At 64.3% G+C, this 26,670-nt stretch carries 26 protein-coding genes and 1 tRNA gene; 14 read left to right on the top strand and 13 right to left on the bottom strand.

Annotation, left to right across the window (positions count from 1 at the left end; genetic code table 11):
- Positions 1–24 precede the first annotated feature (24 nt).
- The gene (locus tag AABA84_RS08115; protein ID WP_338311807.1) at positions 25–1,254 is read left to right on the top strand and encodes an ABC transporter substrate-binding protein; all 1,230 of its coding nucleotides are present in this window, start codon (positions 25–27) and stop codon (positions 1,252–1,254) included.
- A gap of 70 nt (positions 1,255–1,324) precedes the next feature.
- On the opposite strand, the gene AABA84_RS08110 is transcribed toward AABA84_RS08115, so the two are convergent.
- Positions 1,325–2,287 (bottom strand): TAXI family TRAP transporter solute-binding subunit, encoded by a 963-nt coding sequence (locus AABA84_RS08110; RefSeq protein ID WP_212251115.1) that lies wholly within the window; start codon positions 2,285–2,287, stop codon positions 1,325–1,327.
- A gap of 107 nt (positions 2,288–2,394) precedes the next feature.
- Here AABA84_RS08110 and AABA84_RS08105 point away from each other — a divergent pair, with 107 nt between their 5' ends.
- Both AABA84_RS08105 and AABA84_RS08100 read left to right on the top strand, forming a co-directional pair.
- A complete protein-coding gene (locus AABA84_RS08105; RefSeq protein WP_338311806.1) occupies positions 2,395–3,369 on the top strand; it encodes a Bug family tripartite tricarboxylate transporter substrate binding protein in 975 nt (324 codons plus the stop codon).
- 330 nt (positions 3,370–3,699) lie between these two features.
- Positions 3,700–3,775: transfer RNA gene (locus AABA84_RS08100), tRNA-Ile, on the top strand.
- A gap of 189 nt (positions 3,776–3,964) precedes the next feature.
- Here the strand turns inward: AABA84_RS08100 and AABA84_RS08095 are convergent.
- Positions 3,965–7,075, bottom strand: a complete 3,111-nt coding sequence (locus tag AABA84_RS08095; RefSeq protein ID WP_212251111.1) for an efflux RND transporter permease subunit — start codon at positions 7,073–7,075, stop codon at positions 3,965–3,967.
- Complete coding sequence (locus AABA84_RS08090) at positions 7,075–8,178, bottom strand: efflux RND transporter periplasmic adaptor subunit (RefSeq protein WP_338311805.1); 1,104 nt, start codon at positions 8,176–8,178, stop codon at positions 7,075–7,077. The genes AABA84_RS08095 and AABA84_RS08090 overlap by 1 nt, the downstream gene beginning before the upstream one ends.
- Before the next feature lie 195 nt (positions 8,179–8,373).
- On the opposite strand from AABA84_RS08090, the gene AABA84_RS08085 reads away from it, so the two are divergent.
- The 3 genes from AABA84_RS08085 (at position 8,374) to AABA84_RS08075 (ending at position 10,262) form a co-directional block, all read left to right on the top strand.
- Complete coding sequence (locus AABA84_RS08085; protein ID WP_212251107.1) at positions 8,374–8,952, top strand: TetR/AcrR family transcriptional regulator; 579 nt, start codon at positions 8,374–8,376, stop codon at positions 8,950–8,952.
- A gap of 32 nt (positions 8,953–8,984) precedes the next feature.
- A complete protein-coding gene (locus AABA84_RS08080; protein ID WP_212251106.1) occupies positions 8,985–9,836 on the top strand; it encodes an alpha/beta fold hydrolase in 852 nt (283 codons plus the stop codon).
- Positions 9,837–10,055: 219 nt separating this feature from the next.
- Positions 10,056–10,262, top strand: coding sequence for a hypothetical protein (locus AABA84_RS08075; RefSeq protein WP_338311804.1), 207 nt, complete (start codon positions 10,056–10,058; stop codon positions 10,260–10,262).
- 19 nt (positions 10,263–10,281) lie between these two features.
- Here AABA84_RS08075 and AABA84_RS08070 read toward each other — a convergent pair whose 3' ends face one another.
- Positions 10,282–10,614 (bottom strand): cupin domain-containing protein, encoded by a 333-nt coding sequence (locus AABA84_RS08070; protein ID WP_338311803.1) that lies wholly within the window; start codon positions 10,612–10,614, stop codon positions 10,282–10,284.
- A gap of 361 nt (positions 10,615–10,975) precedes the next feature.
- Here AABA84_RS08070 and AABA84_RS08065 point away from each other — a divergent pair, with 361 nt between their 5' ends.
- Positions 10,976–11,344: a rhodanese-like domain-containing protein gene (locus tag AABA84_RS08065; RefSeq protein ID WP_338308307.1), complete on the top strand. Its 369-nt coding sequence runs from the start codon at positions 10,976–10,978 to the stop codon at positions 11,342–11,344.
- A 74-nt stretch (positions 11,345–11,418) separates the two neighbouring features.
- On the opposite strand, the gene AABA84_RS08060 is transcribed toward AABA84_RS08065, so the two are convergent.
- Positions 11,419–12,462: a helix-turn-helix domain-containing protein gene (locus AABA84_RS08060; RefSeq protein WP_338311802.1), complete on the bottom strand. Its 1,044-nt coding sequence runs from the start codon at positions 12,460–12,462 to the stop codon at positions 11,419–11,421.
- A gap of 160 nt (positions 12,463–12,622) precedes the next feature.
- On the opposite strand from AABA84_RS08060, the gene AABA84_RS08055 reads away from it, so the two are divergent.
- The 5 genes from AABA84_RS08055 (at position 12,623) to AABA84_RS08035 (ending at position 19,424) form a co-directional block, all read left to right on the top strand.
- Positions 12,623–13,594 carry an ABC transporter permease gene (locus tag AABA84_RS08055; protein ID WP_212251103.1) on the top strand — a complete coding sequence of 324 codons (972 nt, stop codon included), beginning with the start codon at positions 12,623–12,625 and terminating at the stop codon, positions 13,592–13,594.
- 40 nt (positions 13,595–13,634) lie between these two features.
- Positions 13,635–14,645 carry a sugar ABC transporter substrate-binding protein gene (locus AABA84_RS08050; RefSeq protein ID WP_338311801.1) on the top strand — a complete coding sequence of 337 codons (1,011 nt, stop codon included), beginning with the start codon at positions 13,635–13,637 and terminating at the stop codon, positions 14,643–14,645.
- 77 nt (positions 14,646–14,722) lie between these two features.
- Positions 14,723–16,840, top strand: coding sequence for an ABC transporter permease (locus AABA84_RS08045; protein ID WP_212251101.1), 2,118 nt, complete (start codon positions 14,723–14,725; stop codon positions 16,838–16,840).
- Positions 16,837–17,931 carry a hypothetical protein gene (locus AABA84_RS08040; RefSeq protein ID WP_338311800.1) on the top strand — a complete coding sequence of 365 codons (1,095 nt, stop codon included), beginning with the start codon at positions 16,837–16,839 and terminating at the stop codon, positions 17,929–17,931. Before AABA84_RS08045 ends, AABA84_RS08040 begins: the two co-directional genes overlap by 4 nt.
- Positions 17,928–19,424 carry a sugar ABC transporter ATP-binding protein gene (locus AABA84_RS08035; protein WP_338311799.1) on the top strand — a complete coding sequence of 499 codons (1,497 nt, stop codon included), beginning with the start codon at positions 17,928–17,930 and terminating at the stop codon, positions 19,422–19,424. Before AABA84_RS08040 ends, AABA84_RS08035 begins: the two co-directional genes overlap by 4 nt.
- A 34-nt stretch (positions 19,425–19,458) precedes the next feature.
- Here the strand turns inward: AABA84_RS08035 and AABA84_RS08030 are convergent, their stop codons facing one another.
- Positions 19,459–19,671 (bottom strand): hypothetical protein, encoded by a 213-nt coding sequence (locus AABA84_RS08030; RefSeq protein ID WP_338311798.1) that lies wholly within the window; start codon positions 19,669–19,671, stop codon positions 19,459–19,461.
- Between the two features lie 425 nt (positions 19,672–20,096).
- Here AABA84_RS08030 and AABA84_RS08025 point away from each other — a divergent pair, with 425 nt between their 5' ends.
- Positions 20,097–20,369: a hypothetical protein gene (locus AABA84_RS08025; protein ID WP_212251095.1), complete on the top strand. Its 273-nt coding sequence runs from the start codon at positions 20,097–20,099 to the stop codon at positions 20,367–20,369.
- A 15-nt stretch (positions 20,370–20,384) separates the two neighbouring features.
- On the opposite strand, the gene AABA84_RS08020 is transcribed toward AABA84_RS08025, so the two are convergent.
- From AABA84_RS08020 to AABA84_RS08005, 4 genes are all read right to left on the bottom strand, one after another.
- Positions 20,385–21,179: an adenylate/guanylate cyclase domain-containing protein gene (locus tag AABA84_RS08020; protein ID WP_338311886.1), complete on the bottom strand. Its 795-nt coding sequence runs from the start codon at positions 21,177–21,179 to the stop codon at positions 20,385–20,387.
- A 129-nt stretch (positions 21,180–21,308) separates the two neighbouring features.
- Positions 21,309–22,157: a DMT family transporter gene (locus AABA84_RS08015; protein WP_338311797.1), complete on the bottom strand. Its 849-nt coding sequence runs from the start codon at positions 22,155–22,157 to the stop codon at positions 21,309–21,311.
- 55 nt (positions 22,158–22,212) lie between these two features.
- The gene (locus AABA84_RS08010) at positions 22,213–22,887 is read right to left on the bottom strand and encodes an SDR family NAD(P)-dependent oxidoreductase (RefSeq protein WP_338311796.1); all 675 of its coding nucleotides are present in this window, start codon (positions 22,885–22,887) and stop codon (positions 22,213–22,215) included.
- 25 nt (positions 22,888–22,912) lie between these two features.
- Complete coding sequence (locus AABA84_RS08005; RefSeq protein ID WP_212251091.1) at positions 22,913–23,386, bottom strand: peroxiredoxin family protein; 474 nt, start codon at positions 23,384–23,386, stop codon at positions 22,913–22,915.
- Between the two features lie 76 nt (positions 23,387–23,462).
- Here AABA84_RS08005 and AABA84_RS08000 point away from each other — a divergent pair, with 76 nt between their 5' ends.
- A complete protein-coding gene (locus AABA84_RS08000) occupies positions 23,463–24,125 on the top strand; it encodes a TetR/AcrR family transcriptional regulator (protein WP_338311795.1) in 663 nt (220 codons plus the stop codon).
- A gap of 27 nt (positions 24,126–24,152) precedes the next feature.
- On the opposite strand, the gene AABA84_RS07995 is transcribed toward AABA84_RS08000, so the two are convergent.
- From AABA84_RS07995 to AABA84_RS07985, 3 genes are all read right to left on the bottom strand, one after another.
- Complete coding sequence (locus tag AABA84_RS07995; protein WP_338311794.1) at positions 24,153–25,346, bottom strand: adenylate/guanylate cyclase domain-containing protein; 1,194 nt, start codon at positions 25,344–25,346, stop codon at positions 24,153–24,155.
- 115 nt (positions 25,347–25,461) lie between these two features.
- The gene (locus AABA84_RS07990; protein WP_338311885.1) at positions 25,462–26,046 is read right to left on the bottom strand and encodes a HutD/Ves family protein; all 585 of its coding nucleotides are present in this window, start codon (positions 26,044–26,046) and stop codon (positions 25,462–25,464) included.
- Between the two features lie 51 nt (positions 26,047–26,097).
- Positions 26,098–26,667: a DUF2087 domain-containing protein gene (locus tag AABA84_RS07985; RefSeq protein WP_338311793.1), complete on the bottom strand. Its 570-nt coding sequence runs from the start codon at positions 26,665–26,667 to the stop codon at positions 26,098–26,100.
- Positions 26,668–26,670 lie beyond the last annotated feature (3 nt).

Here is a 26,670-nt window from a genome sequence, read left to right as displayed (position 1 = left end):
GCGCCGGATCAGGGGAGGACAAGCGTGAACCCAACGAGATTTGGACTACCGGTCGCGGCCGGCTTTGCAGCGACGTTCCTGACGGCGACGCTGATGTCGGGCGCGGCATCGGCGCAGGTTTCCGACGACCTCGTCAAGATCGGCGTGCTCACCGACATGAACGGCCCGGCCTCCGCGCCGACCGGTCAGGGCTCGGTGACAGCGGCGCAGATGGCGATCGACGATTTCGGCGGCACCGTGCTCGGCAAGCCGATCAGCGTTGTGGTCGGCGACCATCAGCTCAAGGCCGACATCGGCGCCTCGCTCGCGCGGCGCTGGTTCGACGTCGAGCAGGTCGATCTGATCGTCGACGTGCCGGTCTCCGCGGTCGGGCTCGCGGTGCAGAACATCGCCAACGAGAAGAAGCGGCTGTTCATCACCCATTCCACCGGCACCGCCGATTTCCACGGCAAGTTCTGCTCGCCTTACGCGATCCAATGGGTGTTCGACACCCGCGCGCTCGCGGTCGGCACCGCGGACGCGGTGGTCAAGCGCGGCGGCGACAGCTGGTTCTTCATCACCGACGATTACGCCTTCGGCCATTCGCTGGAGCGCGATGCGTCGGCGGTCGTCACCGCCAATGGCGGCAAGGTGCTGGGCTCGGTGCGGCCGCCGCTGGCAACGCCGGACCTGTCCTCCTTCGTGCTGCAAGCGCAGGCTTCCAAGGCCAAGATCATCGGCATTGCCGCAGGCCCCCCCAACAACATGAACGAGATCAAGACCGGCTCGGAGTTCGGCGTGTTCAAGGGCGGCCAGCAGATGGCGGCGCTGCTGGCGCTGATCACCGACATCCACGGCCTCGGCCTGCAGGCGGCGCAAGGCCTGCTGCTGACCACCTCGTTCTACTGGGACATGGACGACAAGACCCGCGAATGGTCGAAGCGCTATTTTGCCAAGATGAACAAGATGCCGTCGATGTGGCAGGCCGGCGTCTATTCCAGCGTGATGCACTATCTCAACGCCATCAAGGAAGCCGGCACCGACGATCCGCTCAAGGTCGCCGCCAAGATGCGCGAGAAGCCGATCGAGGATTTCTTCGCCCGCAACGGCAAGCTCCGCGAGGACAATCTGATGGTGCACGATCTCTGGCTGGTGCAGGTGAAGACGCCGGAGGAGAGCAAATATCCGTGGGACTATTACAAGATCCTCACCACGATCTCCGGCGACAAGGCGTTCGGTCCGCCGGACCAGGCGTGTGCGATGGTGAAGAAGTGAGATTGGCGAGTGGCGAAAAGGGAGTAGCGAATGGGGATGCTTCCATTCGCTATTCGCAACTCGCCACTCGCTATTTCACCACACCTATCTCGCGAAAATACTTCATCACGCCCGGATGGATCAGCTCCGGCCTCGGCGCCGCCTCCACCGTGTTCGACGCGGTGGTCTCGCAGGCCTGGGCGAGCTTCTTGCAGAAATTCGCCTCGACGCCGTGCAGTGTCTTCGCCAAGCGATAGGCGACGTCATCGGACAGGTCCTCGCGCGTGAGGACAAAACTCCAGGAGCCGAGCGAGGCGATCGGCGCGTCCTGCTTCGGATAGCTATTGGCCGGCACCAGCAGCGGCTTCAGGAACGCATGCTTGGCGCGGATGCGCGTCATCTCTTCAACGCTCGGCGCGATGAAGCGCGCACCTGACGCGCTCGATGCGACCGCGGCAAAGCCGGGCCAGCCGATGCCGGCGCCCCACAGCGCGGCGACGCGGCCGTCCTCGACCATCGCGGGGCCGTCGCCGGCGCGATCGAGATAGATGGCCTTGAAGTCCTCATCCTGCCTCAACCCGACGCCATCCAGCACATAGCGCGCCAGGATCGGCAGGCCCGAGCCCTTGGCGCCGAACGCCACGGGCTGACCGACGAGATCGCGGATCGTCTTGTAGGGACTGTCCGCGCGCACCACGAACATGCCGGGGTTGGAATAGATCGCCGTGAGAATCTTCAGCCGGACCGGCGCACGCCCGATGCCGGCAAAGGCCTCATAGGCCGGCTCGCCCGCGACCAGCGCGAGATCGAGCTCGCCCTTCTCCAGCAGCGGAATGTTCTCGTTGCTGCCCTTGGTATTGCGGGGCGCAATGGAGATTTGCGGATCGGCCGCGTTCATCACTTCGGCAAAGGCGTTGCCATAGAGCGGGAAGCCGCCGCCGGGCGTCGCTGTGCCCAAACTGATCGTCGTGGTCGAAATGGCCGTGCCTCCGGTTTGAGCGGCAGCGGGGCTTGCGAGCAGCACTGCAGCGAGAACGGTCGTCGCGAATCTCATGGTCATTCCCGGCGGGCCTGCGTCAACACCGACTTGCGGCGAAGTAGGCAGCGGCCCGAATTTGTGAAAGCATGTCGCCCAACGACAATAGAACAATGGGAGGCGTCATGTTGCGAATTTTGCGGTGCGGTTTTTTTGGGCTCACAGTCCTTTTAGGTCTTTTCAGCGCCACGCCTCCCGCCTCCGCCGCCTATCCCGACCGCCCCGTGCACTGGCTGATTGGATTTGCCGCCGGCGGCCCGGTCGACATCGTGGCGCGGATCATGGCGCAGTGGCTGTCGGACCGTCTCGGCCAGCAATTCATCGTCGAGAACCGCACCGGCTCGGGCGGCAACATCGCTGCCGCCGCCGCGATCAACTCGCCCGCCGACGGCTACACGTTGCTGTTCGTCGCGCCCAACAACGCGATCTCGACCTCGCTCTACAAGAAGCTGCCGTTCGACTTCTTGCGCGACACCGTGCCGGTGGCGAGCATCATGCAGCTCACCAACATGCTGGTCGTCTCCAACGCATTTCCGGCCAAGACGGTTCAGGAGTTCGTCGACTACTGCAAGGCCAATCCCGGCAAGATCTCCTTTGCCTCGTCCGGCAACGGCACCTCGGTGCACATGTCGGCCGAGCTGTTCAAGGTGATGACCAAGTGCGACATGGTGCACGTGCCCTACCGCGGCTCCGCGATCGCCTTCCCCGACATCATCTCCAACAAGGTGCAGCTGATCTTCGACAACCTGCCCTCCGCGCTGGAGCAGGCCAAGGGCGGCAACGTCCGCGCGCTGGGCGTGACCTCGCCGCAGCGCTGGCCAAGCGTGCCCGACGTGCCCGCGATCGCCGAGACCGTGCCGGGCTTCGAATCGGTCGGCTTCTACGGCATCTCCGCGCCGAAAGGCACGCCGAGCGACGTGATCGAGACCCTCAACAAGACCGTCGGCGAAGCGCTGAAGGACCCGAAGCTGATCGCGCGCCTCATTGAAGTCGGCGGCATCCCCAAGCCGATGACGCCGGCCGAGTTCGGCAAGCTGGTCACCGACGAGACCGAGAAGTGGCGCAAGGTGGTGGAGTTCGCCGGGGTGTCGGTGGATTAGCGCCGGGCCTAGCGGCTCGCCGGCAGGACATCGGAGGGGACCCGGAGGCCCCCTCCACAAATATCGCAAAACAACCCCATGCACAGTAGAAGAGGCCAGTAATTTCAATGGGTTACGGGCAACGAAAGACGAGCCTGACGAGGTGGTTTTGCTCCGTCGGGCAAAACAGGGGCATACAGGCATCATCGCCAATTTCGGTTATTTGAAAATCGCCGGCGATGCTGCTCCGGCGTTCCCATCCGCCGGGCCAGCATTGCACCCCCGCCCCCATCCCTGTAAACGAACCGCGCACCGTTGCCGGCCGCGCGTCCCGCGAGCCACCTCGCGGCGGGGCCTGTAGCTCAATGGTTAGAGCCGGCCGCTCATAACGGTCTGGTTGCAGGTTCGAGTCCTGCCGGGCCCACCACGCTTCGCCCTTCGGGCTACGCGTGGCGCAGCCATGCAAGGCCGAGGAGCGAAGCGTGTCCGGCGTAGCTGGAGCAAAGCAGACGCGAAGACGGACTTCGGCCGCGAGCTTCGGCCCGGCAAGCCAGCGCCACACATCAAGAGCGAAGCGAGTGAAGTCTGCCGCGCGGCCGGTTGATCAGAGATAGCCCTACTCGGCAGCCATTGCTGTTCGCAACTCCGGTTTGTCCGTCGCGCTCACAGGGATCTCATCCGCAGTCGGCTTGATGCGGAACCACGCGGCATACAGCGCAGGAAGGAAGAGCAGGATCAACACCGTGCCGACTGCCGTGCCGCCGATCAAGGTATAGGCCATCGATCCCCAGAAGACGGAGTGTGTGAGGGGGATGAACGCGAGTACGGCCGCAAGTGCGGTCAGGATCACCGGCCTCGTGCGTTGCACCGTGGCTTCGATGACGGCGTGGTAGTCGTCGAGGCCCGCCGCGCGGTTCTCCTTGATCTGTTCGGTCAGGATCAGGGTATTGCGCATCAGTATCCCGGCCAGTCCGATCAGTCCCAGAATCGCGTTGAATCCGAAGGGCTGGTTGAAGATCAGCAACGCTGGCACGACGCCGACGAGACCAAGCGGTGCGGTCAGCATGACGAGGGCCATCATCGAGAATGATCTGACCTGAAGCATGATGACGATCAGCGTTGCGGCGATCATGGCGGGAAAGACGGTCGCGAGCGCGTCATTGGCCTTTGTGGCCTCCTCGATCGAGCCGCCGGTCTCGATGCGATAGCCGGCCGGAAGCGATGCGATCAGCGGCTGGAGGGCTTTCACGATGTCCTTGGAGACCTCGGGAGGCTGCGTCGCCTCATTGATGTCCGAACGAATCGTGATGACCGGCGTGCGATCGCGGCGCTTCAGGATCGGCTCTTCGAGCTGGACTTCCGAATGGCCGATCTGGTCGAGCGGAATCAGACGGCCGTCTCGGCTCGTCAGTGAGAAGTCGGCCAACCGTGTCGGATCCAGCCGCTCGCCGCCGGCGCTGCGCGCTACGATCGGGACATTGCGAATGTCCTCGCGGACCTGCGTGACGGCGATGCCAGTGAGGAGGAACTGGAGCTGCCGCCCGACTTCCGCCGGCGAGAGGCCGATGAGGTTCAGCCGATCCTGATCTGGAATGAAGCGGAGCACGGGTGTGCGATTGCCCCAATCCCGATTGGCTTGTCGCACGTCGGGAACGCCCCGCATGACCTCGACGGCTTTTTCAGAGAGCGCGTACAATTTCGCGGGATCGGGGCCCATCACCCGAAACTCCACCGGGAACGGCGTGTAGGGTCCGAAGACGAGCTGGGTGACGCGCACACGCGCTTCCCGGGCAAGGCCGTGTGATACCGCCTCCCGGAGCCGCTGCTTCAAAGCCTCGCGTGCCTCGGCGTCTGGTGTCAGCACGACGATCTTGGCAAAGGCCGGATCGGGGAGCTCCGGCGCCATCGCGAAGAAGAAGCGGGGCGCGCCCTGACCGACATAGCTGGTCACGATCTTCGCCTCGGGTTGATCATGCAGCCAGCGTTCGAGCTTCTCGACGGCGGCGGTCGTCGTCTCGATGCTGGTGCCTTCCGGCAGGCGAACCTCCACGAGAACCTCGGGGCGATCCGACGTCGGGAAAAACTGCTGCTTGACCGCGCCCATGCCGAGGCCGGACAGCACGAAAGCGATCACGACGAGGCTGCAGGTCAGGAACTTGTGGCGTACGGCCATGGTGATGCCCCGCCGCAAGCGCCGGTAGTTCGGCGTGTCGTAGATCGCGTGGTGGCCGCCCTCGATAGGCTTGATCGCGGGCAGCATCTTGACACCAAGGTAAGGCGTGAAGATCACCGCGACGATCCAGGAGACGATGAGAGCGAACCCGACGACCCAGAAGATGTTGCCGGCATATTCGCCGGCGGTCGAGCGCGCGAACCCCACCGGCAGGAATCCCGCGATCGTCACGAGTGTGCCCGAGAGCATCGGCGCCGCAGTGTGGCTCCATGCGTAGGCCGCCGCACTGAGGCGGTCCATCCCCTCTTCCATTTTCACCACCATCACCTCGATGGCGATGATGGCATCGTCCACGAGCAGGCCAAGCGCGAGGATGAGAGCACCGAGCGTGATGCGATCGAAGAATCGGCCCGTTTCCAGCATGATGAGAAACACGACGGCCAGCGTCAGAGGGACTGCGGCGGCCACGACGATTCCCACGCGCCAGCCGAGGCTGAGCAGGCTGACCAGCAGCACCACAGCGAGCGCCATTGCGAATTTGATCATGAACTCGTCGACCGCGGAGGTGATGTTCACGGCCTGATCGGTCACCTTGTCGAGCGTCATCCCGAGCGGCAGTGTCCGCGCCAGGGCTGCGGACCTCTCTTCCAACGCCTTGCCGAGCGCCAGACCGTTCCAGCCCTCCTGCATCACTGCCGCGAGCATGATCGTGGGCTCGCCCTGGTGCCGGATGATGTAGGTGGGAGGATCCTCGTAGCCGCGACGAACCTCGGCGATGTCGGACAGCTTCAAGGTTCGTCCCGCAGCGACGATCGGCGTGTCGGCGATCGCCTGCACGCTGTCGTAACCGCCGTCGACCCGGATGAAGACCTGGGGCCCGCTCGTGTCGATCGAACCTGCCGGGGTCACCGTATTCTGCCGCTGCAAGGCGGCAACGATATCCTGTGCCGACACGCCGAGCGTTGCCAGCTTGGGATAGGAAAACTCCACGAAGATCTGCTCGGGACGTTCGCCGAAGATATTGATCTTCTTGACGCCGGGCACATGCAGCAGGTCCTGGCGGATCACCTCCGCCTTCCTGGCGAGCTCACGCATCGGCATGCCCTTCGCCTTGAGGGCGTAGAGCGCGAAGCTCACGTCCGAATATTCATCGTTGACGAAGGGCCCGAGCACGCCGGCCGGCAGCTTGCGGGCTTCATCTCCGAGCTTCTTGCGAGCCTGATAAAACTCTTCCTGGACGCTCGATGGCGGCGTGCTGTCCTTCAGCGTCACCGTCATGTAAGCATAACCCGGCCGCGTCGTCGTCTCCACCCGGTCGTACCAGGTCAGCTCCTGAATCCGCTTCTCCAGGGGTTCGGCGACCTGGTCCTGCATCTCGCGTGCCGTCGCCCCCGGCCACACCGTCGTGACCGTCAGGGTCTTGATGGTGAAGGATGGGTCCTCGGCCCGCCCGAGCATAAAGAAGGCGTAGGCGCCTGCTGCCGCCAGCAGAATGATAAAGAACAGGGTGACGGCCCGCTCGCGAACGGCGACCGCGGAGAGATTGAAGCTCATCATTTGCTCCCGCCGTCGGAGGCGGTCCTGACGCGAGCGCCCTCGTGCAGGAGGTGAGCGCCGAGCGAAACAATGGGATCAGCTGAGCTTGATCCAGAGATAATGGCCGCTTCGCTGGTCACGCGCAGAAGCTTGATGGGGCGAAAGTGTACGATCGAGCTGCCGCTGTCGAACACCCAGACGCCCGTTGTCCTGCCGTCATCGAGCACGGCGCCCAGCGGCACCTGGACTTCCGGCTGACTGTCCCGGCTTGCAAGCCGAAGCGTGACTGTCGCGCCAAGCGGTGCTGCCGCCGCCTCGCCGCCGAGCACGTAGCGGGCCTCGTAAGTCCGGGTCTGCGGGTCGGCAGAGTTCGACAATTGGCGCAGATGCGCCGCGTAGCGGCGTCCATCGCTTCCATACAGGCTGGCCTCGGCGAGCGAGCCGATCGCCGGCCGGATCGTTTCGGGAAGCGCCACCACGGCTTCGCGAGGCCCGGACTGCGCAAGCCGAACGACCGCCTGGCCGGCCGAGACCACTTGGCCGGGCTCGCCAAGCGTTTGGGTGACCGTGCCGTCCGCGTCTGCCACCAGGATGGAATAGGTCGCCTGGTTCTCGGCGACGCCTGCCTCGGCTTCGGCCGCGGCGAGCTGCGCCTTGGCTGTATCCGAGGCGGCCTTCGCCTGTTCGTAGCGCTGCTTGGACGTCCATCCGTCGTTGACAAGGTTGGCATATCGCCGCTCATCGGCATCCGTCTGCACGACTACCGCGCGAGCCGCGGCTACGGCGTTACGCTTCGCCGCAAGCGCAAGGCGGAGGTCGGTCTCGTCGATCCGCATGAGAGGCTGCCCGGCTTTGACCTGCTCGCCGACATTCACCAGCCGCTCGACGATCTTGCCGGCGACGCGAAAGCCGAGATTGCTCTCCACCCGCGCGCCGATGGTGCCTGTGAACCCGCGCTCGGAGCCGTTCACCCGCGCGGCCTTCACCAGGCTGACCATCGGCGGCTCCTGCCTCGGGTCGCTCACGGCAGAGGCTTTTGGGGTGAAAATGCCGAGACTGACGAATGTGGCCACCCCCGCCGGGATCATAATACCGGCCAAAACGGCAATTCCCCTTTTCATGACGGTCTCCTGTGCGATTTAGATTTCGCTTGAACTCTATATTGATTTAGAAGTTGATCGCAATCTAAATTTGCAACCTTACGGGAACGTGATCTCAGGAAATCACCGGTCCAGCTGCAGCCGCCCACTTGATAGATGTCATTCGCCATCTATATTCAACATAGATTTCGACTGAAATCCAAATGGAGGAGCACGATGCGCGTCAGTCGCGTTCAAGCCGCGGAGAACCGCCAAACCGTGATCAATGTGGCAAGTCGCCTCTTCAGGGATCGCGGCTTTGACGGCATTGGCCTCAAGGATCTGATGGAGGGGGCCGGGCTCACCCAGGGCGCCTTCTACAAGCAGTTCGCGTCCAAGGAGGACTTGGCGGTCGAGGCGTCCAAGCGAGCGTTGGAGAGCGCTTCCGGCCGTTGGTCGGACGCGGCCGCGCGCAATCCTGACGATCCGCTCAGCGCAGTGATCGGATTCTATCTCAGTGCCGATCATCGCGAAGAGAGAATGGACGGCTGTCCGATCGTGGCCCTCGGCGCGGACGCCGCCCGGCAGGGTCCCGACGTCAAGGCCGAGTTCGAAGCGGGCATCAAGGCCCATCTCGACGTGCTCGGCCGCTTCATCGCCAAGGACGGCGACCAGGGGTCCAGAGACAAGGCCATGGCCATTCTCGCGACGATGGTCGGCGCCGTGACGCTGGCGCGCGCGGTCAACGACACCGACCTCGCACGAGCCCTTCTGGATTCGGCAGCCGCGCTGGTCCGTGAAGCTGCCGCCACTTGAACGACCGCCCCCTCGAAACATGGAGAGATCGGATGCTTGACGTGAGCGAAGCCGGGCCGAGTTTGCTCAAATTATCGGAGAGGCTCAGTGTGCGTTTTCACAAGACCGGCAGCGGGCCCCCGTTGCTCCTCATCCATACGATCCGGACGCAGCTCGAGTATTTCCGCCGCCTTGCGCCTCTCCTCGCCCGGTCGCACACGGTGTACGCCATCGATCTGCCCGGCCACGGACACTCACCGATCGATCCGAGTGCGAGCTTCAACGAGCCCTATTTCAGGCAGGCAGTCATCCGCTTCATCGAGGCGCTAGACCTCTCGGATATAACGCTCGTCGGCGAGTCGATCGGGGGCGCATTGGCTCTCACGGTGGCGGCCTCCCTCCCACACCGCGTAAAGTGGGTCTATGCAATCAACCCCTACGACTACGAAACTCGCTATGGGGACGGAATTCGACGGGGCAATTGGCTCGCGAACTTCATTATCGGAAGTCTGCAGATCCCGGTGCTCGGGGCGATCAACGCGTCGCTCGAAAACAAGATCGTTCTCGGCAAGATCATGGGTGGTGGATACCACGACCCGCGCAAGCTGCCGGCCGATCTGCTCGCCGAGTTCGACAAGGTGGCCCACCGCCCGGGATACAAGCGGGCCGCACGCAAGGTGTTGGCGGGCTGGCGATCCTGGAGCACGGCCCGCGACTACTATCGGCAGATCTCGGCGCCGGTGACGCTCATCTATGGCGACAGCGATTGGTCTCGGCCCGACGAGCGCGAGCGCACACGATCTCTCATTCCCAACTCGCAGGTGGTGACGCTCAGGAATACCGGCCACTTCTCGGCTGTCGAGAATCCGTCGGAGCTGGCTCGCACGATATTGGGGACAGAATGAGCGCATGATCAAACAGAGCATGCTCCTCCAACGCTATCCTCCGCCCGGAAACAGTAACGGAGCAAGGGCAGCCTCGATGTTACCGCCTGGCTGGAATGGTTCCTGGCGTGTCTCGACCGCGCCTTCGAGGGCGCTGAACAGATACTTGCTGCTGTCTTTCGCAAGGCTGAATTCTGGAAGAAGCACGCAGCTGCGCCACTCAATGATCGCCAGCGTGACATGCTGAACCGCCTGCTCGATGGCTTCGAGGGCAAGTTGACTTCATCGAAATACGCCGAGATCGAGAAGACGTCGCCAGATACTGCCCTGCGCGATATCAACGAACTGATTGAAATGGACATTCTCGAAAAGGAGAAAGGCGGCGGGAGAAGCACAAGCTATGCGCTGGCAGGCAAACGACACAACAGCTCAACGATCGCGCAATGAGTTCCGAGACTGTCCCAGATCAGCCGCTCGCGAAGAGAATCGTCAAAAGGAGGGAGGAGTTTTCGATGCCCTTCAGCGAGTGCATCTCGCCGCCCGTGAGGTAGATCCACTCGCCGGCACTCAACGTGGTCGACGAATCCGCCAAGCCAAGCGTTATGCGCCCTTCCAGGCAATGAAGCATGATGTTGCCGGGCACCTTGTGTGGCGGGATTTCCGTTCCGGCCAAGACGATCAGCCGAATTGCTTCGAAATGCTCAGTTTTGATGATTGCCGCCGTTTTGGCGTCCGTCAATTTGCTTCCAAGCGGCCGCAAATCGACGATCTCTCCTGGTTGAGCGTGCTGCAATGCCACGATGTACTCCCTCGCTTCGTCACTGGGTATGAACCCCCAAGAACCGGCAGATGATGGCAATCGTTCCCGGTCCACGCAATACTACCACCGCGCCAGAGCTATCCTAATCGCCGGCGACCCAAAAAGCGACGACGAGGCCTCCAGCTCGTCGCCTGCGCGATCTGCCATGCCAGCCCCTCCGGAGCGGACTGTCTTCCTCCTAACCACATTCTTCTTCCCGGGCATCTTGCCGCGGGATTTCTTCGCAGCAGCCGATCGAAGCCGTCGTTTCGATCTCGCATCCGGCCCTCATTCGTCAGAAGGAGGCGAACCGCAAACAATATGTTATCCTCCGCGCGGGGCCAACAACGGAGCAAACCCAATGCCAACCAGCGTCAAGCAGATGCTCGAAGCCGCCAATTCTGCAGTCCCCAAGATCACGTCGGACGAGGCCGCCGAGATGATCAGAAGCGGCAACACGCTGGTCGTCGACGTTCGCGATGCGCCGGAGGTTGCCGCCAGCGGCAAGATCGCAGGGGCCGTGAATGTCTCGCGGGGGATGCTGGAGTTTCGCGCGGATCCGGAGTTGCCTTCCCACGACAAGGCGTTCGACAAGAGCAAGAGCGTCATTCTCTACTGCGCGTCCGGCGGCCGGTCGGCGCTGGCCGGCAAGTTGCTGAAGGATTTGGGCTACGAGAAGGTCTACAATCTCGGCGGCTTCAAGGACTGGACGGGCGCGGTCGAGAAATAGGACGCGCTGGCCGGTCTGCAGGGGCTCGTTGCCGCCGAACGCCATCGCCGGCGGCTCGCCGCGCGATTCCCGCTCTAGTCGATCGCCATCGTCTGCCGCCGGCGCAGCTCGGACGGGCTGTGGCCGAACTTCCTGCGAAACACCGTGCTGAAGTGCGACGAGCTGCTGAAGCCGAGGCGATAGGCAATCTCGGTCACCGACAGCGCGCGCAGCTCCGGGCGCATCAGCGCGTCGTAGCAACGCTGCAGGCGGCGGTTCAGGATCCATTCGGACACCGACATCTCGGTCGATCGAAACAGATAGTGCAGATGCCGGAGCGAGACACCGTTGCTCCTGGCGATCTTCTCCAGCGACAGATCCGGATCGGTCAGATGCTCCTCGATCCAGGCCTTGACCGAGCGCAGGCGCGCGTTCCGCGCCGTCGCGTCTTCCGAGAACTCGTCCTTGTCGCCCATGTCCAGCGCGAGCGCCAGAACATCCATCAGCTCATGCCCCAGCCGGCCTCGCGCCGTCTCCTCCAGGCTCGAGGCCTCCGACGCGAGCAGCGCGCAGAATTCGGCGGCGATCCGGCCCAGACCCCGCCCCGTCGCAATCGTCGCCGCCGACGGCATCTTTCCTTCGGCGAAGCGCGATGAAAATTCCTTGCGCGGAATCTCCAGATACAGCGACCGGAATTGGTTCGAGCATTCGAGATCGTAGGCGTCGGAGGCCGAGAAGATCGCGCCGATGCCCGGGCTGGTCACCAGGGTCTGGCCGGCCTGGAGCACGTCCATGCTGCCGGCTTGCAGAAACTGGACGTAGTAACAATCCTTGTCGAGCTTTGCGATGTGCCGGTCGCGCCGCGATATCCGCTGCTCCGACAGGAAGACGTCACTCATCGTGACCGGGCCAAATTGCGCCTCGCGGATAAAGCCCTGATAGTCGGCCGGCTTCACCGCGTTCACGTCGACATGGACATAGTGGTCGCAGATCGCATCCTGCCAGGCAGCGAAGCGCTTGGCGGGATCCAGCTCCTCGGTCGTGAACACCAGATCCATCGGCGGCCCGTTACATCGAAGACTTCTGTGCAGCGCACAAAAGCTGCCGGGCGATCTTAGGTTCCTGTCAGCTTCGTGCAAGACTCTTTGCGCGCCAGCGCAAAAGGTTTGCGCGTTGACGCAAGCCACATTGAGGTCTCTCGCCTATCAAGCGCAAAACAACTCTTGGGACGGGGGGAGGCAAGCGCGCGCGGAGACGACGATCCCGCACGCGTGATGCCGATCCCAGGGATGGCAAGCGATGAAGCGCGTTCGGATCAGCCAACAGGAGATCGTGTTCGCGGTCTTCGCTGCACTCTTCCTGACCTTCTCGGTCTTCCTCAGCGGCTTTCTCTCCGCCGACAACATGCTGACATTGCTGCAGAACGTGGCGGTGCTCGGCATCCTTGGCCTGGCCATGGCGATCGTCGTGATCGGCCGCGGCATCGACCTGTCGCTGATCGCGGCCCTCGCGGTCCCCGGCGGCCTCGTGCTGCAGATGGTGCAGAATGGGCATTCGCTGCCGGCCTCGCTGCTCGCCGCCGGCCTGCTGTCGATCGCGATCGGTCTCGTCAACGGCTGGCTCATCGCCTATGCGGAAGTGCCGCCCTTGTTCGCGACGCTGGCGAGCGGCCTGTTCGTCGCCGGTCTCGGCCAGGCCGCCCTCTTCCAGCTCGACGTCGTGCAATGGAGCGACGGCATGGCCGGGTTCGAGCGGCTCGGCCAGGGTAGCATCCTCGGCATCCCCACCTCGATCGTCATGTTCGCGATCGCCTGCGTCGTGGTTTTCATCCTGCTGCGCAAGACGCGCTGGGGCGCCTACATCTACGCGATCGGCGACAACCCGTTCGCCGCGCGCGTGACCGGCATCCCGTCGCGGCCCATCATCGTGCTGCAATACGTCCTTGCGGCGCTGATCGGCTGCTTTGCCGGCCTCGTGCTGGCGGCGTCCGTCAACTCCATGCCGACCCGGATCTTCAATTCGACGCTGATCTACGACGTCATCCTCGTCGTCGTGCTCGGGGGCATCGGCCTGTCGGGCGGACGCGGCGGGGTCGTCAACGTCATCATCGGCACGCTCCTGATCGGAACGATGCTGAACGGAATGACGATCCTCAACGTCCCCTATGCCGGCCAAAACCTCATCAAGGGCCTGGTGCTCCTGGTCGCGGTCATCACGGACACGCTGCTCAACCCACGAAACGAAGAAACGGCCCAACAGGGCGACATCTGATCTGCCTGAAAAAAACGCGTATCCAACAAGGAGGAAGACAATGGCCAGCGTTCATAAGTTCGCGCTTGGAAGTATCGCCGCATTGGTGCTTTCAGCCGTCCCGGCCCTCGCCCAACAGGGCCTCGACGAGCCGTTTCAAAAGCCATTCCGGGAAGCGCTCGCCGGCAAGACGGTCGCCTACGTGCCGGTCGCGATGAACTTCGACCTGACGGAAGGCTGGTACGCCGGCCTCAAGAAGGAGCTCGAGCCGTTCGGCGTCAAGTTCGTCATTCGCGATCCCAACTGGAATACGAATGCGGGCGCGCAGGCCGTCACCTCGCTGATCTCGGAGAAACCGGCGGTGATGGTGATCCACAATCCGGACGTGCAGACCTACGCCAAGCTGCTGCAGCGCGCCGAGAACGAAGGCATCTACGTCATCCAGATCAACATGGGCTCGGCCTATCGCAGCTCGGCCTTCGTCGGCGCCAACTGGATCGAGATCGGCGAGCGCCAGACCGAAGGCGTGGTGAAGGCCTGCCAGGGCAAGTCCAACAAGATCGCCATCATCCAGGGCGCGCTCTCGGCGGCGGCCAGCGCCTACACGCTCAAGGGCGTCGAGAACATCCTCGCCAAGCATCCCGAGATCAAGGTCGTCTCCAGCCAGGCCGCCGATTGGGATGCGGCCAAGGCCAAGGCGATCACCCAGACCGTGCTGAAGCAGAACCCCGATCTCTGCGGCATCGTCGGCTTCTGGGACGGCATGGACATCGGCACCGCCGCCGCGATCAAGGAAGCCGGGCTGACCGGCAAGGTGTTCCTGGCGACCTCAGGCGGCGGCGAGCGCAAGGGCGCATGCGAGCTCGTCAAGAACGGCTCGTTCGATCTCAACATGAGCTACGACGTGCCGACACAGGCCGCGCAGATGGCCGGCACGATCAAGTGGCTGTTGTCGTCGGGCGCCAAGCCGGGTTCGGTCAAGGGATCGGAGTACACCACGCTGATCCCGATCACCAAGGAAAACGCCGACACCCAGACGGCGTGCTGGAATCTCTCCGATCTCAAGAAGTGATCGCACACTAAAGCTGCGCGTTCCGTCCCTTCGGGTGCGGAACGCGCAACCTTGCTCATGGAATCAGCGGAAGGCAGATGCGCGAGACACTGACGAGGCTCCGATATCGCTACTGGCCGGACCATCTCCTCGGCGAGATCCTGTCCAAACGCTGGACCGAAACCGCCATTCCGGTGATCCTGCTCCTGATCATCGGCTTCGCGCTCAGCCGCTCGCTCGAGCACTTCCTGTCGCCTGCGAGCCTCGCCGACACCGCGCGGCAGGCCGGCGAGATCGGCTTCATCGGTCTCGGCATGGCGCTGGTCGTCATCGTCGGCGGCATCGATCTGTCGGTCGGGTCCATCTTCGCCCTGACGGATTTCTGCGCGCTCTATCTGCTCGACGTGCTCGACTGGCCGGTGCCCGCCGTGGTGGTCGTCACCATGCTCGTCGGCGGGCTGCTCGGCGCGGTGAACGGCGTGCTGATCGGGTATCTCAGGCTCCGCGCCTTCATCACCACGCTGATCACGCTGATCATCTACCGCTCGGCCTACGATCTCCTGATCCAGCGCTATTCCAACGCCATCGCGTCGGCATTTCCCGACATTCCGTCCTGGAACTTCATCGGCGGCGGCGACGTGCTCGGCATTCCCAGCGTCGCCCTGGTCTATATCGTGATCGCGATCTTCGGTCACGTCTTCCTGACGCGGTTGCGGCCGGGCTGGCACATCACCGCCATCGGCGGCTCGCGCCGCTCGGCCTACAATTCCGGCATTCCCGTCCGCCGCACCATCGCGCTCTGCTACGTCGCGAGCGGCGTGCTGACCAGCATCGGCGCACTGTTCTTCGCGGCACGGCTCGGCACGGTCGGCGGCGACATTGGCGTCGGCTTAGAGGTGATCGTGCTGACGGCAACGGTGCTCGGCGGCATCACGCTCGGTGGCGGCAAGGGGTCGGTCGTCAAATCCATGGTCGGCGTGCTCGTCGTCCTGCTCGTCACCAACGGCCTGACCGCCATGAATGCGCGCGGCGGCGTCAACCGCATGGCGCTGGCGACGATCCTGCTGGCGGCGGCGATGGTCGACATCCGCTGGCAGAAGAACCGCACCCGCATCATCAGCAAGGTCTATGTCGCCCCGACCTACCACGCATTGCCGCCTCCGCCGCCGACCGAGATCGGCAGCGGCGGACCGTTCGAGCAGAACGACAGGCTGCGCGACGTCTCGCTGATCGGGCTCGGCCGGATCGAGGCGCCCGAGGACGTCATTCTCGACCGCAACGACGTGCTCTATGCCGGATCGCGGCACGGCGACATCATCCGCTTCTTTCCGCCCGATTACGAGCGGATGGAGGTGTTCGCGCATATCGGCGGCCAGCCGCTCGGCATGGCGTTCGACAAGCAAGACAATCTCTATGTCTGCATCGGCGGCATGGGCCTGTATCGCATCAAGCCCGACGGCACCGTGGAGAAAGCCACCGACGAGACCAACCGCAGCATCTATTCCGTGAACGACGACAGCCGTCTCCGGCTTGCCGACGATCTCGATATCACCGACGACGGCTTGATCTTCTTCTCCGAAGCCACGGTCCGTTACGAGATGGACGAGTGGCCGGTCGACGGGCTGGAAGCGCGCGGCAACGGCCGCATCATCTGCTACGACACCAAAACCGGCACCACCCACACCGCGCTACGCGGCCTCAAATTCCCCAACGGCGTCGCGGTCGCCAGCGACGGACAGTCCATCCTGTTCGCGGAGACGTTCGGCTGCTCGATCAAGCGTTACTGGTTCGCAGGACCGAAGAAGGGCGACGTCGAGATCGTCATGGACAATCTGCCGGGCTACCCCGACAACATCAACCTTGCCTCGGACGGCAATTACTGGCTCGCGCTGGTCGGCATGCGCAGCCCCTCGCTCGATCTGGCCTGGAAAATGCCGGGCTTCCGCCGGCGCATGGCCAAGCGCGTGCCGGTCGACGAATGGCTGTTCCCGAACATCAACACCGGCTGCGTCGTCAAGTTCAATGAGCAGGGCAAGATCCTGGAATCGTTCTGGGACCTCAAGGGCCTCAATCATCCCATGATCACCTCGATGCGCGAGCATCGCGGCTATCTCTATCTCGGTGGCATCGCCAACAACCGGATCGGCCGTTTCAAGCTCGACAATGCCGATCCCGACTTCGTTCAGTACGACAAGCGCTGGGGGAAGCCGTCGTGATCGTCGCTATCAGAGAGTTCACCAACCGCTTCCTCGGCCGTGGCGAGGCGGCCATCACCGTGCCGTCGTTCGACGGGGCGTTGAAGCCCAACCAGGCGCTCGAGCACGCCGAAATCCTGCTCGCATGCGACGCGCCGGAGGATCTCGCCACAGACGGCACGTCGCTGCTCGTGGCCGATGGCGCGCGGCTGACGCGTCTAACTGGAACTACGGCAACGACGGTTCGCAGCTTCGAGCGGCCGATCTCCGCGCTGGCGTCCTTGCCTGGTGGGGGCCTTGCCGTCGCGCTCGGCGGCACGGAGGTCCGGGTCTACGACAGCGCTACGGCCGAAACGCCGGCGGTCACATTCACGCAGGGCCTGCACGCCGTCAACGCGCTCGCTGCCGCGGCCGACGGGACGTTGATCGCAACCGACGGATCGTCGTTGCACGACGTCGGCGACTGGGCGCGCGATCTGATGGAGCTCGGCAAGACCGGGCGGGTGCTGCGGCTTGATCCGACGTCGGGCGCGGTCACGCAGCTTGCCGGCGGATTGGGTTATGCTTTCGGCGCCATCGCGAGCAACGGCGCCGTGCTCGTCAGCGAAAGCTGGCGGCATCGCCTGGTCGCGATCTCGCCGGACGGAAGCCGCAACGATGTGCTGCGTCACCTGCCCGTCTACCCGTCCCGGCTGTCGCCGGCGCGCGGCGGCGGCTTCTGGCTCACCGCATTCACCGCGCGCACCCAGCTGGTCGAGTTCGTCCTGCGCGAGCCGGCCTATCGCCGCCGCATGATCGCGGAGATCGACCCGGAGTTCTGGGTCGCACCGCGTCTGCGCTCCGGCAACTCCTTCAAGGAGCCGCTGCAGGGCGCCCACATCAAGACCATGGGCGTGATGAAGCCCTGGGCGCCGCCGCGGTCATACGGTCTCGTCATCCGGCTCGGAGCCGACGGCCTTCCGCGCTACTCGCTCCACAGCCGGGCCGACGGCGTCAACCACGGCATCGTGTCCGCCGTCGAAGTCGGCAACGACCTCGTGATGATTGCCAAGGGCCCCGGGCGCGTCATCAAGCTGCCGCTGGCATCCCTCGGCGAGGAGGCCCGCGCATGAACGACCTCGTCCTGTCGCTGTCGAAAGCGACCAAGCTCTACGCCGGCGTGCCCGCCATCGAAGGCGTCGATTTCGACCTGCGGCGCGGCGAAATCCACGCGCTGGTCGGCGAGAACGGCGCGGGAAAATCGACGCTGACCAAGGTCATGGCCGGCGTCGTGACGCTGACCTCCGGCGGCATGATTGTCGACGGCGTCGACGTCACCCCGAGGACTCCGCTGGAGGCGCGCAACCTCGGAATCGCCATGGTGTTCCAGGAAAACAGCCTGGTTCCGACCATGACGGTGGCGCAGAACCTGTTCCTCGGTCAGGAGAAGTTCTACAACCGCCTGCGCGGCATCTACATCGCGGCCCAGCAATTCCTGCAATCGCTCAATTTCGACGTGACGCCAACGGCGACGGTCGGCGGACTTGGCGCGGCCAAGAAGCAGATGGTCGAGATCGCACGCGCCGTCCTGCACAAGGCCAAGGTGATCATCTTCGACGAGCCGACGGCAACGCTGACGCCGGAGGAGAAGAAATACTTCTTCGACCTGGTCAAGGACCTGAAGCGGCGCGGGGTCTCCATCATCTTCATCTCGCATGCCCTCGAAGAGGCGCTGCTGCTTGCCGACCGCATCACGGTGCTGCGCGACGGCAGGCATGTCGTGACCGACGACGCCGCCAGCTTCGATCGGGCGCGCATCGTCCAGGCGATGGTGGGCCGGGACCTCTCCAACACGCTCTACGGCGCGCGCAAGGCGAAGGTGCGGCCTTCAGGCAAGCGGGTGCTGACGGTGCAGAACCTGAAGATGGCGCCGATGGTGAAGAACAATTCGCTGTCGGTGTTTGCGGGCCAGATCACCGGCGTGTTCGGTCTCGTCGGCGCAGGGCGCACCGAGACGTTCAAGATCGTCGCAGGCGTCATGAAGCGTGATTTCTTCCACGGCGGCGAGGTGATCCTCGACGACAAGCCGGTCCGCTACCGCGTCCCCGCGCCGGCCGTGCAGGCGGGCATCGCCTACGTGACCGAGGATCGCAAGGTCGAAGGATTCTTCGAGACCGCATCCATTGCGCGCAACATCTATCTTGGCCTGCTCGCCAAGTTTCCCAAAGGACGCGCCTGGCTGTCACGACGCGAAAGCACGGCGAGCGGAAAGTCCTGGATCGAGCGCCTCAAGGTGCGCGCCATCGGCGACGAGGCCAAGGTCGTCGAGTTGTCCGGCGGCAACCAGCAGAAGGTCGTGATCGCCAAATCGCTGATCCAGGATCCGGAGCTGATCATATTCGACGAGCCGACGCGGGGCGTCGATGTCGGAGCCATCGTCGAGATTCACGAACTGATCAATTCGCTGGCCGACAAAGGCAAGGCGGTGGTCGTGATCTCCTCCTACCTGCCCGAGATCATGGCGCTGTCGGACCGAATCCTGGTTTGCAGGCAAGGCAAGGTCGTCGAGGAGTTTTCCGCGCTGGAGGCGACCGAGGAAGCCATCATGTACGCGGCGATCCATTGACGGTTGCGGCGCTGCAACAATCGACACGAACCGATCAGGCGGAACGCGACATCGAGGCGGGCTGCCGGCCTCGCTCGCCCAGCAGCTTGCCGGTGGTGCTGTTGACGAAGTGCAGCGACATGCACGCCGGACACCTCACGGACAAATAGCTGTCCGCCGGCTCGAAGCTCTCGGGCCGCTCGTCATCGATCCGATGCTGGACGTCTATGCCGGTGCGCGGGCACCTGAAGAGGATCTGGCGCTGCATGTCCTCATTCATGCGCCCGAACCGCGGCCGGCGAAATTGCGGATGATTCCTTAGGGGCCCTCCCTGTGTTTGAGATGGGTCAAGGCGAGCGGTCCGCCCGCGCCTATGCTCTGCATGACATCGGGTGCGCTCCTGCTCCGGTGCCGAACGAAGCGGAGCCCGGACTCCTAGGCACTCCGGGCACCGCTTCGCAAGACGGTGCCAGACCGAGCCGGCTCGGCGCGAGCGGCTTCGATGGAACCAGGGCATGAGCCGCGGGTTGAATGGCACAGCCCTGGACAGAACACGCAATCGGCCTCGGTGCTTCCAAGGAAGCCGGCTGACTGACGTCGTCCTCGTCGCCTGACCGGACCGACACGGCCGAGGGTACGCCCCTCCGCCGGAAACGGGCCACGATCGGGACCGCCGCGATCAGGAGAGCAGCCATGATGTCCACCAACGTCGACGATCTGACCGCAGTGGTACGCTACGCGCTCGAAACCACCCGTGCGACCACGGTCTGCCCTTTCCACGACGAGGTGATCGTCCGCGTCGGCGACGACGCCGCCGAGAGCCATGCCTACGAACGCGCCAAGCGAATCCTCAGGAGCGACGGTACGGCCTTCGAGGCAGACGCTCTCAGGGAAGAGATCGGCCACCAGCTCGCCGCCGCCGCGGACGGGCGATGCCCGAAATGCGACCGGACCGATCCGAGCTGATAGGCCGCGATCCCTTCAATCCTCCACCCGAAACAGCCGCCACCGCTCCGGCACGCCCTTGAGCTGATGCACGCCGTGATCCCTGAAGCGGATCTCCGACTGCGTCATCAGGTCCTTGACCGCGCTCGAGACCAGGACCTCGCCGGCGCGCGCCTTGGCGGCGACGCGCGTGCCGATGTGAAAGGCAAGACCGACCATCTCGCCCCCGCTCACACTGTACTCGCCCGCATGCAGCCCGACCCTGATGTCGAGCCCCAGCGTGCGCACGGCCTTTTGGATCGCGGTCGCGCAACGGACGCCGGAAGCCGGCGCCTTGAATGTCGCCAGCACGCCGTCGCCGGTCGTCACCACTTCCTTGCCGCGCGTACTCTTCAGCTCCTTGCGCACCGCGGCGTAATAGTGGCCCATGACCTTGGTCCAACGCGCATCGCCGAGCTTTGCCGCTTTCGCGGTCGAGCCGACGATGTCGACGATCAGGATCGTGGCCAGCGCCTGCTTGAGCTCCGCGCTCCGCTCGGCGGATCGGCGCCGGAGCGCGATCGGTTCGGCCAGCGGCTCATAGCGATGGCTGCGTCGCCGCGCGATCGCGGCCTTGGTATAGTCCTGGGCGCGCTGCGCCGTGCCGCAACGAACGGTCTTCTCCTGCGGCAGACGCGTCCAGTAGACCCTTCGCCCATCGCCGGCGCCCTGCACCTCCACGGCGCCCCACTTCAGGAACACCGCCGAGCCGACGCGCCGAACGCACCACGCCTTCGACGTGTAGCCGGATACGTTGGACTGAAGAACTCCGATGCGAAGGAATTTTGGCATGTAGGTGCGGCCGACCGAAGGACCATGGGTGAGGCAACGCAAAGCGTAGTTGCACATTCCCGCGTTGGCAACAGACGAACTGCGGTGCCCTCGCACAGCGAAGGCTCGCAGTCCACGAGGGCCTCTCGATCATCCCTTTCGCGTCGTCGCAATCGTCAGACGGATTCCGATCGCCGTCAGTGCCACTCCTGCGACGAGAGACGCATTGATCGGCTCATTCAGCACCCATGCGGAAATCAGCAGCCCGACGCTGGGTGTCGCCAGCAGCGCCATCGACATGGTGCTTGCAGCAAAGCGACGCCCGGCCTCGACCACGGCCCAGTAGGCGAACGCGGTTGCGACCGGCGCCACGTAGACGAGGGTGGCCGCGCCAAGCGGCGATATTGCCGGCGGCGCTCCCTCGGCGGAGATCGCGATCGGCAGCAGCAGGATTGTCGCGACGAGCATCTGCCAGGGGGCGAGGCTCAACGCCGAAGAGGTGAAGCGATGCCCCCGCACGGTCACGATGGTGACGGCCCAGGCCGTGGCGGCGCCCATCAGCATTGCGTAGGCCAGGGTCTGCCTGCCCACGACGGCAAAGGACGGCGAGGCGATCACGGCAGTTCCTGCACATCCGATCAACACGCCCGCCACCATCCTCGGTCCCAGATCTTCGCCCAGCCGCCAGGCTGCAAGCGGCGCGACCACGATGGGCGTGGAAAAGGCCAGCACGGACGCGCGCCCCGGCGGCAAGATCGTCAGGGCAAGACCGGTGAGCGCCGAATACGCCGCCATCTGAAGCGCACCCGAAATGACGACGATGGGGACATCAGCGGGCGGCGGCAGCGCAAGCTCACCCCGCGCAACAAGGACTCCGAACAGGATCAGTGCCGCGATCGCATAGCGGAGGCAGCCATACCAGATCGGCGGGATCTGGCCGACACCAATCTTGATGACCGGCCAGCTCACGGCCCAGATCAGCACCAGCGACAGCAGCAACAGCCAGTCGCGCGGTCTTGGGTTGCCGACCCGGGCGGATGCCGCAGCCGGCGAGCTAGAATTTTTCACTTGATGGCCGCAGGTCGAGCTCATGGGTCCAGGCGCTGCGGGCCTGCCGGTGCAATTGATAATAGCTCTCCGCGATCGCCGCCGGCTGAAGCAGGGCCTCCGAGGGATCGTCGTCCTGCGCGATCATGCCGTCGAGGATGACATGCGCCACATGAATGTTCTTCGGGCCCAGCTCACGAGCCATCGACTGTGCCAGCGCCCGCAGGGCGAATTTCGGAGAGGCAAAGGCGGCAAATCCGCCGCCGCCCCGGATAGACCCCGTGGCACCGGAGAAAATGATCGTCCCGCTGCTGCTGTCCAGCATGGAAGCCGCTGCGGCCCGGCCGATCAGGAACCCGGCAAAGCAGCCGGTGCGCCAGGCTTGCTCGAACAACTCCGCGGAAATCTCGAGGATTCCTCCCCGATCCCAGATGCCGACATTGAACACGACGAGGGATGGTGCTCCGAGCTCGCTCCTCACGCGTGCGAACACGTCCTTGACCTGCTCCGCGATCGTCGCATCGCAGGGGTAACGGCGAACCAGCTCGCGGTGGGGCTCAGCTGCGCCGCCGCTGCGCGAGATCGCAGCAACGTGCATGCCCGCATCCGCAAAGCGCGCAACGAGCGCGTTGCCCAATCCGGGACCCGCGCCAACAACGACGGCAACCTCATGTGAGTTCACGTCCGCCTCCGGGTTTCAGTTGGCCTCACTTGGATTTCACGTAACGGACGAAGCCGATCACGTCCTCGGCGACCAGCCGTCCGATCGCGCCGCTGGAATAGACCGCCGTGATCACCCTTCCGCTTGGATCGAGAACGAAGCCGGTGGATTGCAGGTAGCGTGGGCTCTCGTTGACGTAGGCGCCGGTCACCGCGGCGATCCTGTCCGCATCGGCGCGATAGCCGACCGGAAAATTCAGGCGATGCTTTTCCACCAGCGCGCTTGCGTCGATCCTGTCGTCGACGGACATGGCGACGACCCTGATCCCGAGCTCATCGAGCTTCTCCTTCGCACGCGCAAAGGCCGCGAGCTGCGCATTGCAATACGGGCACCATGACCCGCGATACATCAGGACCACGCCGTAGTGACCGGCCAGATGGTGCGCGACGGAGACAGTGCCGTCGGCGACCGTATCGAGCGCCATGGCCGGAAAGGCATCGCCATTGTCGAGACGTGACATTCTTGTTTCCTCGAAGAATTGGACTATTTAGTCCAATTACTTGCCTGCCTTCTCCCTGTCAAGTACGGTGACAGCCATGAACAAAAACGTGACTGCATTGCCCAAGACCTCAATGCCCAAGACCTCAATGCCAAAGACCTCAGTGCCAAAGACGGCACGGGGTGCGGCAACACGCGCGCGCATCGTCGATGCGGCAACGCAGCTCGTGCGCGCGCGAGGCGCCGCGAACACGACGATCGATGCGGTGATCGAGGCCAGCGAGGCCAGCAAATCGCAGGTCTATCACTACTTCGCCGACAAGGATGAACTCGTGCTGGCGGTGATCCAGCGACAGGCCGAGTGCGTGCTCGGAACGCACGAGGGTCTGCTGCGAAAGCTCAATTCCCTCGCCGGACTTCGCCGATGGCGCGACGCCGTCGTCGAGCTGACGGATCAGACCAATTGCGCTGGCGGCTGCCCGCTCGGTTCGTTGGCTGCCGAACTCTCGGAGACGCCGCGCACGCGGGCGGCGCTGGCGGCAAGCTTTGCGTGCTGGGCAGGCTATTTCGAAGCGGCATTCGCAAGAATGCAGTCACGGGCGGGGAGAACGCCGAGCGGCGACTTGAAGGAGCTTTCAGAGGCGATGCTCGCCAGCCTGCAGGGAGGACTCCTGCTCGCGCAAACCTTGCGTTCGACACGACCGCTGGAACTGGCGCTGGATATGGCGATCGATCACGTCGCGGCCCGACTTGGGCTTTAGCTTCATCGGTGCGTCCGGCGCAGCCCCTCAGCCGTGATACGCAAACAGCTCGATCGGATCGCTGAAGCCGCGCACCTCATGCTTGCCGACGCGCTCCAGCTCGCACTTCCCCTCCACCAGCTCCGCAAAGTCGCGTGACAGCAGCACGGTTCGTCCGAGCTGCTTGGTGAGGGCCTCGAGGCGGGAGGCCATGTTGACGGCGGGGCCGATCACGGTGAAGTCGAGCCGGCTGGTCGAGCCGATATTGCCGTACATGACGTCGCCGACATGGACGCCGATGCCGTAGTTCAGCGGCGCGCGGCCCGTGCCGTTGTTCCGCTCGTTCAAGGCGGCCATGGCCCGACGGGCTTCGGTCACGGCATGGAGGAGATTTGCGCAGGCGTCGGGAGCGCTGGCCGGGAAGATGGCGAGCAGGCCGTCGCCGATGAATTTCAGGATCTCGCCGCCGTGCCGCGCGATCGGCTCCGACATCGCGTCGAAATAGTCGTTGAGCAGATCGATGACGTCGTCGCGCGGCCAGTTGTCGGAAATCTTGGTGAAATCCCTGAGGTCGCAGATCATGATCGCGGCACGCACCGTCGTGCCGGTGCCGCGCCGGGTCGCGCCCGCCAGGATGAGCTCGCCGGCATGGGAGCCGACATAGGTCTCCAGCAAGGTTCGCGCCAGGCGATTCTTGATGCGGATTTCGCTGACCAGCGCCAGCACCGGCAGGACCTTCTTGAGAGCGGCGATATGCGCCGGCTCGAAACCGCCGAGCCGGTCGGTGGCGAAGGTGACGATGTGCCGCTTGCCGAGCGTGTGATACAGGGGCCAGGCGACGTAGTCGGTCAGGCCGCTGGCCCGCATCTCGTCATAGAGGGCGTGCTTGCGGCCGAGCGAGGCATCACGCTCGAGATTCTCGCGCAACTCGACGGCGCCCTCATGGATCTCGCTGGCGGGACTTCCGATGTATTCGGACCGCTCGCGGACATCGTAATCGACCCGCGCGATCTCCGCCCCCTGCATCCCGTCGGACCATATCATCCGGGCGCCCAGCCATTGCGGATGATTGATCTGGACGTGAAGCGTTGACCGCTTGAGCGGAATGCCCGCCTGCTGGAGGCGGATGCACATCTGCGCAAAGATATTGTCGATGAAGCGCTCGTCGCGCGTGCCGTTGGTCAGCCAGTCGACGACGCCGTCGGCCTGCGTGGCGGGGGCGTGGTTGTCTTGCGCGGTCATATCCTGCCCCTCAAGCTGTGGTCTGCATTAGGGCAGATATCGTGCCCCGGCTCCGCCGCGTCAACCTAGCCAGTTGCATGGATTGTGCGCACCGGGCCGTCGGGGCGGTCGCCCCTTAGCCGACGATCCGGATCGACCCCAGCACCACCAGACCAGAAACGAGCGCGAGCTTCGATGTCTCGGTCAATTCGATCCTGAGCGTGCCGTGGCCGGGGATGGCAAGATCCTCTCCATCGAGGCGGATGCGGCAATCGCCGTGCGGCGCGTAAACCAGATGCGTGCCGGCATGCAACGGTCGGTCGCCGGCTTCCCTGAGCGCTTCGAGCTCGATCTCCACCGCACCGCGCCGCGCCATGAGGTTGACGACCTCGACCGGCCCGGCGTGAAGCTCCGTCACGATCGCGAGCTCGCCGGTGAAGCGCACCGTCGTAAAAGGTTCACGCTCGTCGAACTCCTGGCCCGGGGCCTTGAGCACCAGCCCGCGCCCACTAACCACCATTTGCAAGCGGTCGATGCCCGGCATGTCGGAGAAGGGACCGGGCGCCACGATCGGCGTGCTCGCAAAGCGCCAGAGCAGAGTGTCCCAGTTCTTCGTGGGCGCATCTTTGCGATGGGCACCCGCAATGTCCGTAAAGATGCCGCCGCCGTTCTTCCACGGCGAGCGGGTATAGTCTTCAGATCTAAGCAATGTTGTCTTCATGGCTATCCTCGATGCGATGACGGTGCAGCGGCAATGCGTCAAGATCTGCGGTCATGTCACAGCTTCCGCTCGTCCGGATGCGCTGGCCTTGAGGTGGCGCAGAAGCGCTGCGGCCTCCGTCGGCGGCCGGCGCTCGATCCGGCGATACTCACTCCCGTCGGCCGTGCGGAAGATCAGGCCGTGATCGCACAGCGCGCGGCGGAGCAAGGCATCATCGGCGAAAGCGTGCTGACGATTCAACAACGTCTTGACTTGCGCCTCGGCCAGACTGCACCGCGGCGGGAAGCCCGCCCACAACACCCAGAGGCTCAGCTGCTGCAGGCTGTGGCGGGCCGGCCAGCGCAGCAGCCTGCCGTGGTCGTCGAAATGGCGCGCGGCGCGCTGCACGCGCTTCAGATCGACAGCGACAACTTGTGGTGCCGGCGTGCCGCGATCGTCCACGGCAGTGCCGACCGCACGCGCCCGGAAATGCTGATAGTTCCTGTGCCCCGTCGCACGCGCCAGAATGTTGAGCAGCTCGACGTGACCGGGTGGCGACGTGCGCTCGAGAAGCTGGGCGCGCAGGGATTTCGCGAGCGCGGAGATGTCGCCCGCAACGAATTCAATGGCGGTTCTGGTCATGAC

It is taken from the genome of Bradyrhizobium sp. TM239 (assembly GCF_036247985.1).
Lineage (GTDB): Bacteria > Pseudomonadota > Alphaproteobacteria > Rhizobiales > Xanthobacteraceae > Bradyrhizobium > Bradyrhizobium ottawaense.
The sequence above is the reverse complement of the archived record's forward strand: the minus strand, read 5'-3'. Positions and strand labels throughout refer to the sequence as shown.

Coding starts and splice junctions, on each gene's coding strand:
- AABA84_RS08110 (WP_212251115.1), bottom strand. CDS start 2,287: ATGAGATTCGCGACGACCGTTCTCGCTGCAGTGCTGCTCGCAAGCCCC.
- AABA84_RS08105 (WP_338311806.1), top strand. CDS start 2,395: ATGTTGCGAATTTTGCGGTGCGGTTTTTTTGGGCTCACAGTCCTTTTA.
- AABA84_RS08095 (WP_212251111.1), bottom strand. CDS start 7,075: ATGAGCTTCAATCTCTCCGCGGTCGCCGTTCGCGAGCGGGCCGTCACC.
- AABA84_RS08090 (WP_338311805.1), bottom strand. CDS start 8,178: ATGAAAAGGGGAATTGCCGTTTTGGCCGGTATTATGATCCCGGCGGGG.
- AABA84_RS08085 (WP_212251107.1), top strand. CDS start 8,374: ATGCGCGTCAGTCGCGTTCAAGCCGCGGAGAACCGCCAAACCGTGATC.
- AABA84_RS08080 (WP_212251106.1), top strand. CDS start 8,985: ATGCTTGACGTGAGCGAAGCCGGGCCGAGTTTGCTCAAATTATCGGAG.
- AABA84_RS08075 (WP_338311804.1), top strand. CDS start 10,056: ATGCTGAACCGCCTGCTCGATGGCTTCGAGGGCAAGTTGACTTCATCG.
- AABA84_RS08065 (WP_338308307.1), top strand. CDS start 10,976: ATGCCAACCAGCGTCAAGCAGATGCTCGAAGCCGCCAATTCTGCAGTC.
- AABA84_RS08055 (WP_212251103.1), top strand. CDS start 12,623: ATGAAGCGCGTTCGGATCAGCCAACAGGAGATCGTGTTCGCGGTCTTC.
- AABA84_RS08050 (WP_338311801.1), top strand. CDS start 13,635: ATGGCCAGCGTTCATAAGTTCGCGCTTGGAAGTATCGCCGCATTGGTG.
- AABA84_RS08045 (WP_212251101.1), top strand. CDS start 14,723: ATGCGCGAGACACTGACGAGGCTCCGATATCGCTACTGGCCGGACCAT.
- AABA84_RS08035 (WP_338311799.1), top strand. CDS start 17,928: ATGAACGACCTCGTCCTGTCGCTGTCGAAAGCGACCAAGCTCTACGCC.
- AABA84_RS08030 (WP_338311798.1), bottom strand. CDS start 19,671: ATGCAGCGCCAGATCCTCTTCAGGTGCCCGCGCACCGGCATAGACGTC.
- AABA84_RS08025 (WP_212251095.1), top strand. CDS start 20,097: ATGATGTCCACCAACGTCGACGATCTGACCGCAGTGGTACGCTACGCG.
- AABA84_RS08020 (WP_338311886.1), bottom strand. CDS start 21,179: ATGCCAAAATTCCTTCGCATCGGAGTTCTTCAGTCCAACGTATCCGGC.
- AABA84_RS08005 (WP_212251091.1), bottom strand. CDS start 23,386: ATGTCACGTCTCGACAATGGCGATGCCTTTCCGGCCATGGCGCTCGAT.
- AABA84_RS08000 (WP_338311795.1), top strand. CDS start 23,463: ATGAACAAAAACGTGACTGCATTGCCCAAGACCTCAATGCCCAAGACC.
- AABA84_RS07995 (WP_338311794.1), bottom strand. CDS start 25,346: ATGACCGCGCAAGACAACCACGCCCCCGCCACGCAGGCCGACGGCGTC.
- AABA84_RS07990 (WP_338311885.1), bottom strand. CDS start 26,046: ATGAAGACAACATTGCTTAGATCTGAAGACTATACCCGCTCGCCGTGG.
- AABA84_RS07985 (WP_338311793.1), bottom strand. CDS start 26,667: ATGACCAGAACCGCCATTGAATTCGTTGCGGGCGACATCTCCGCGCTC.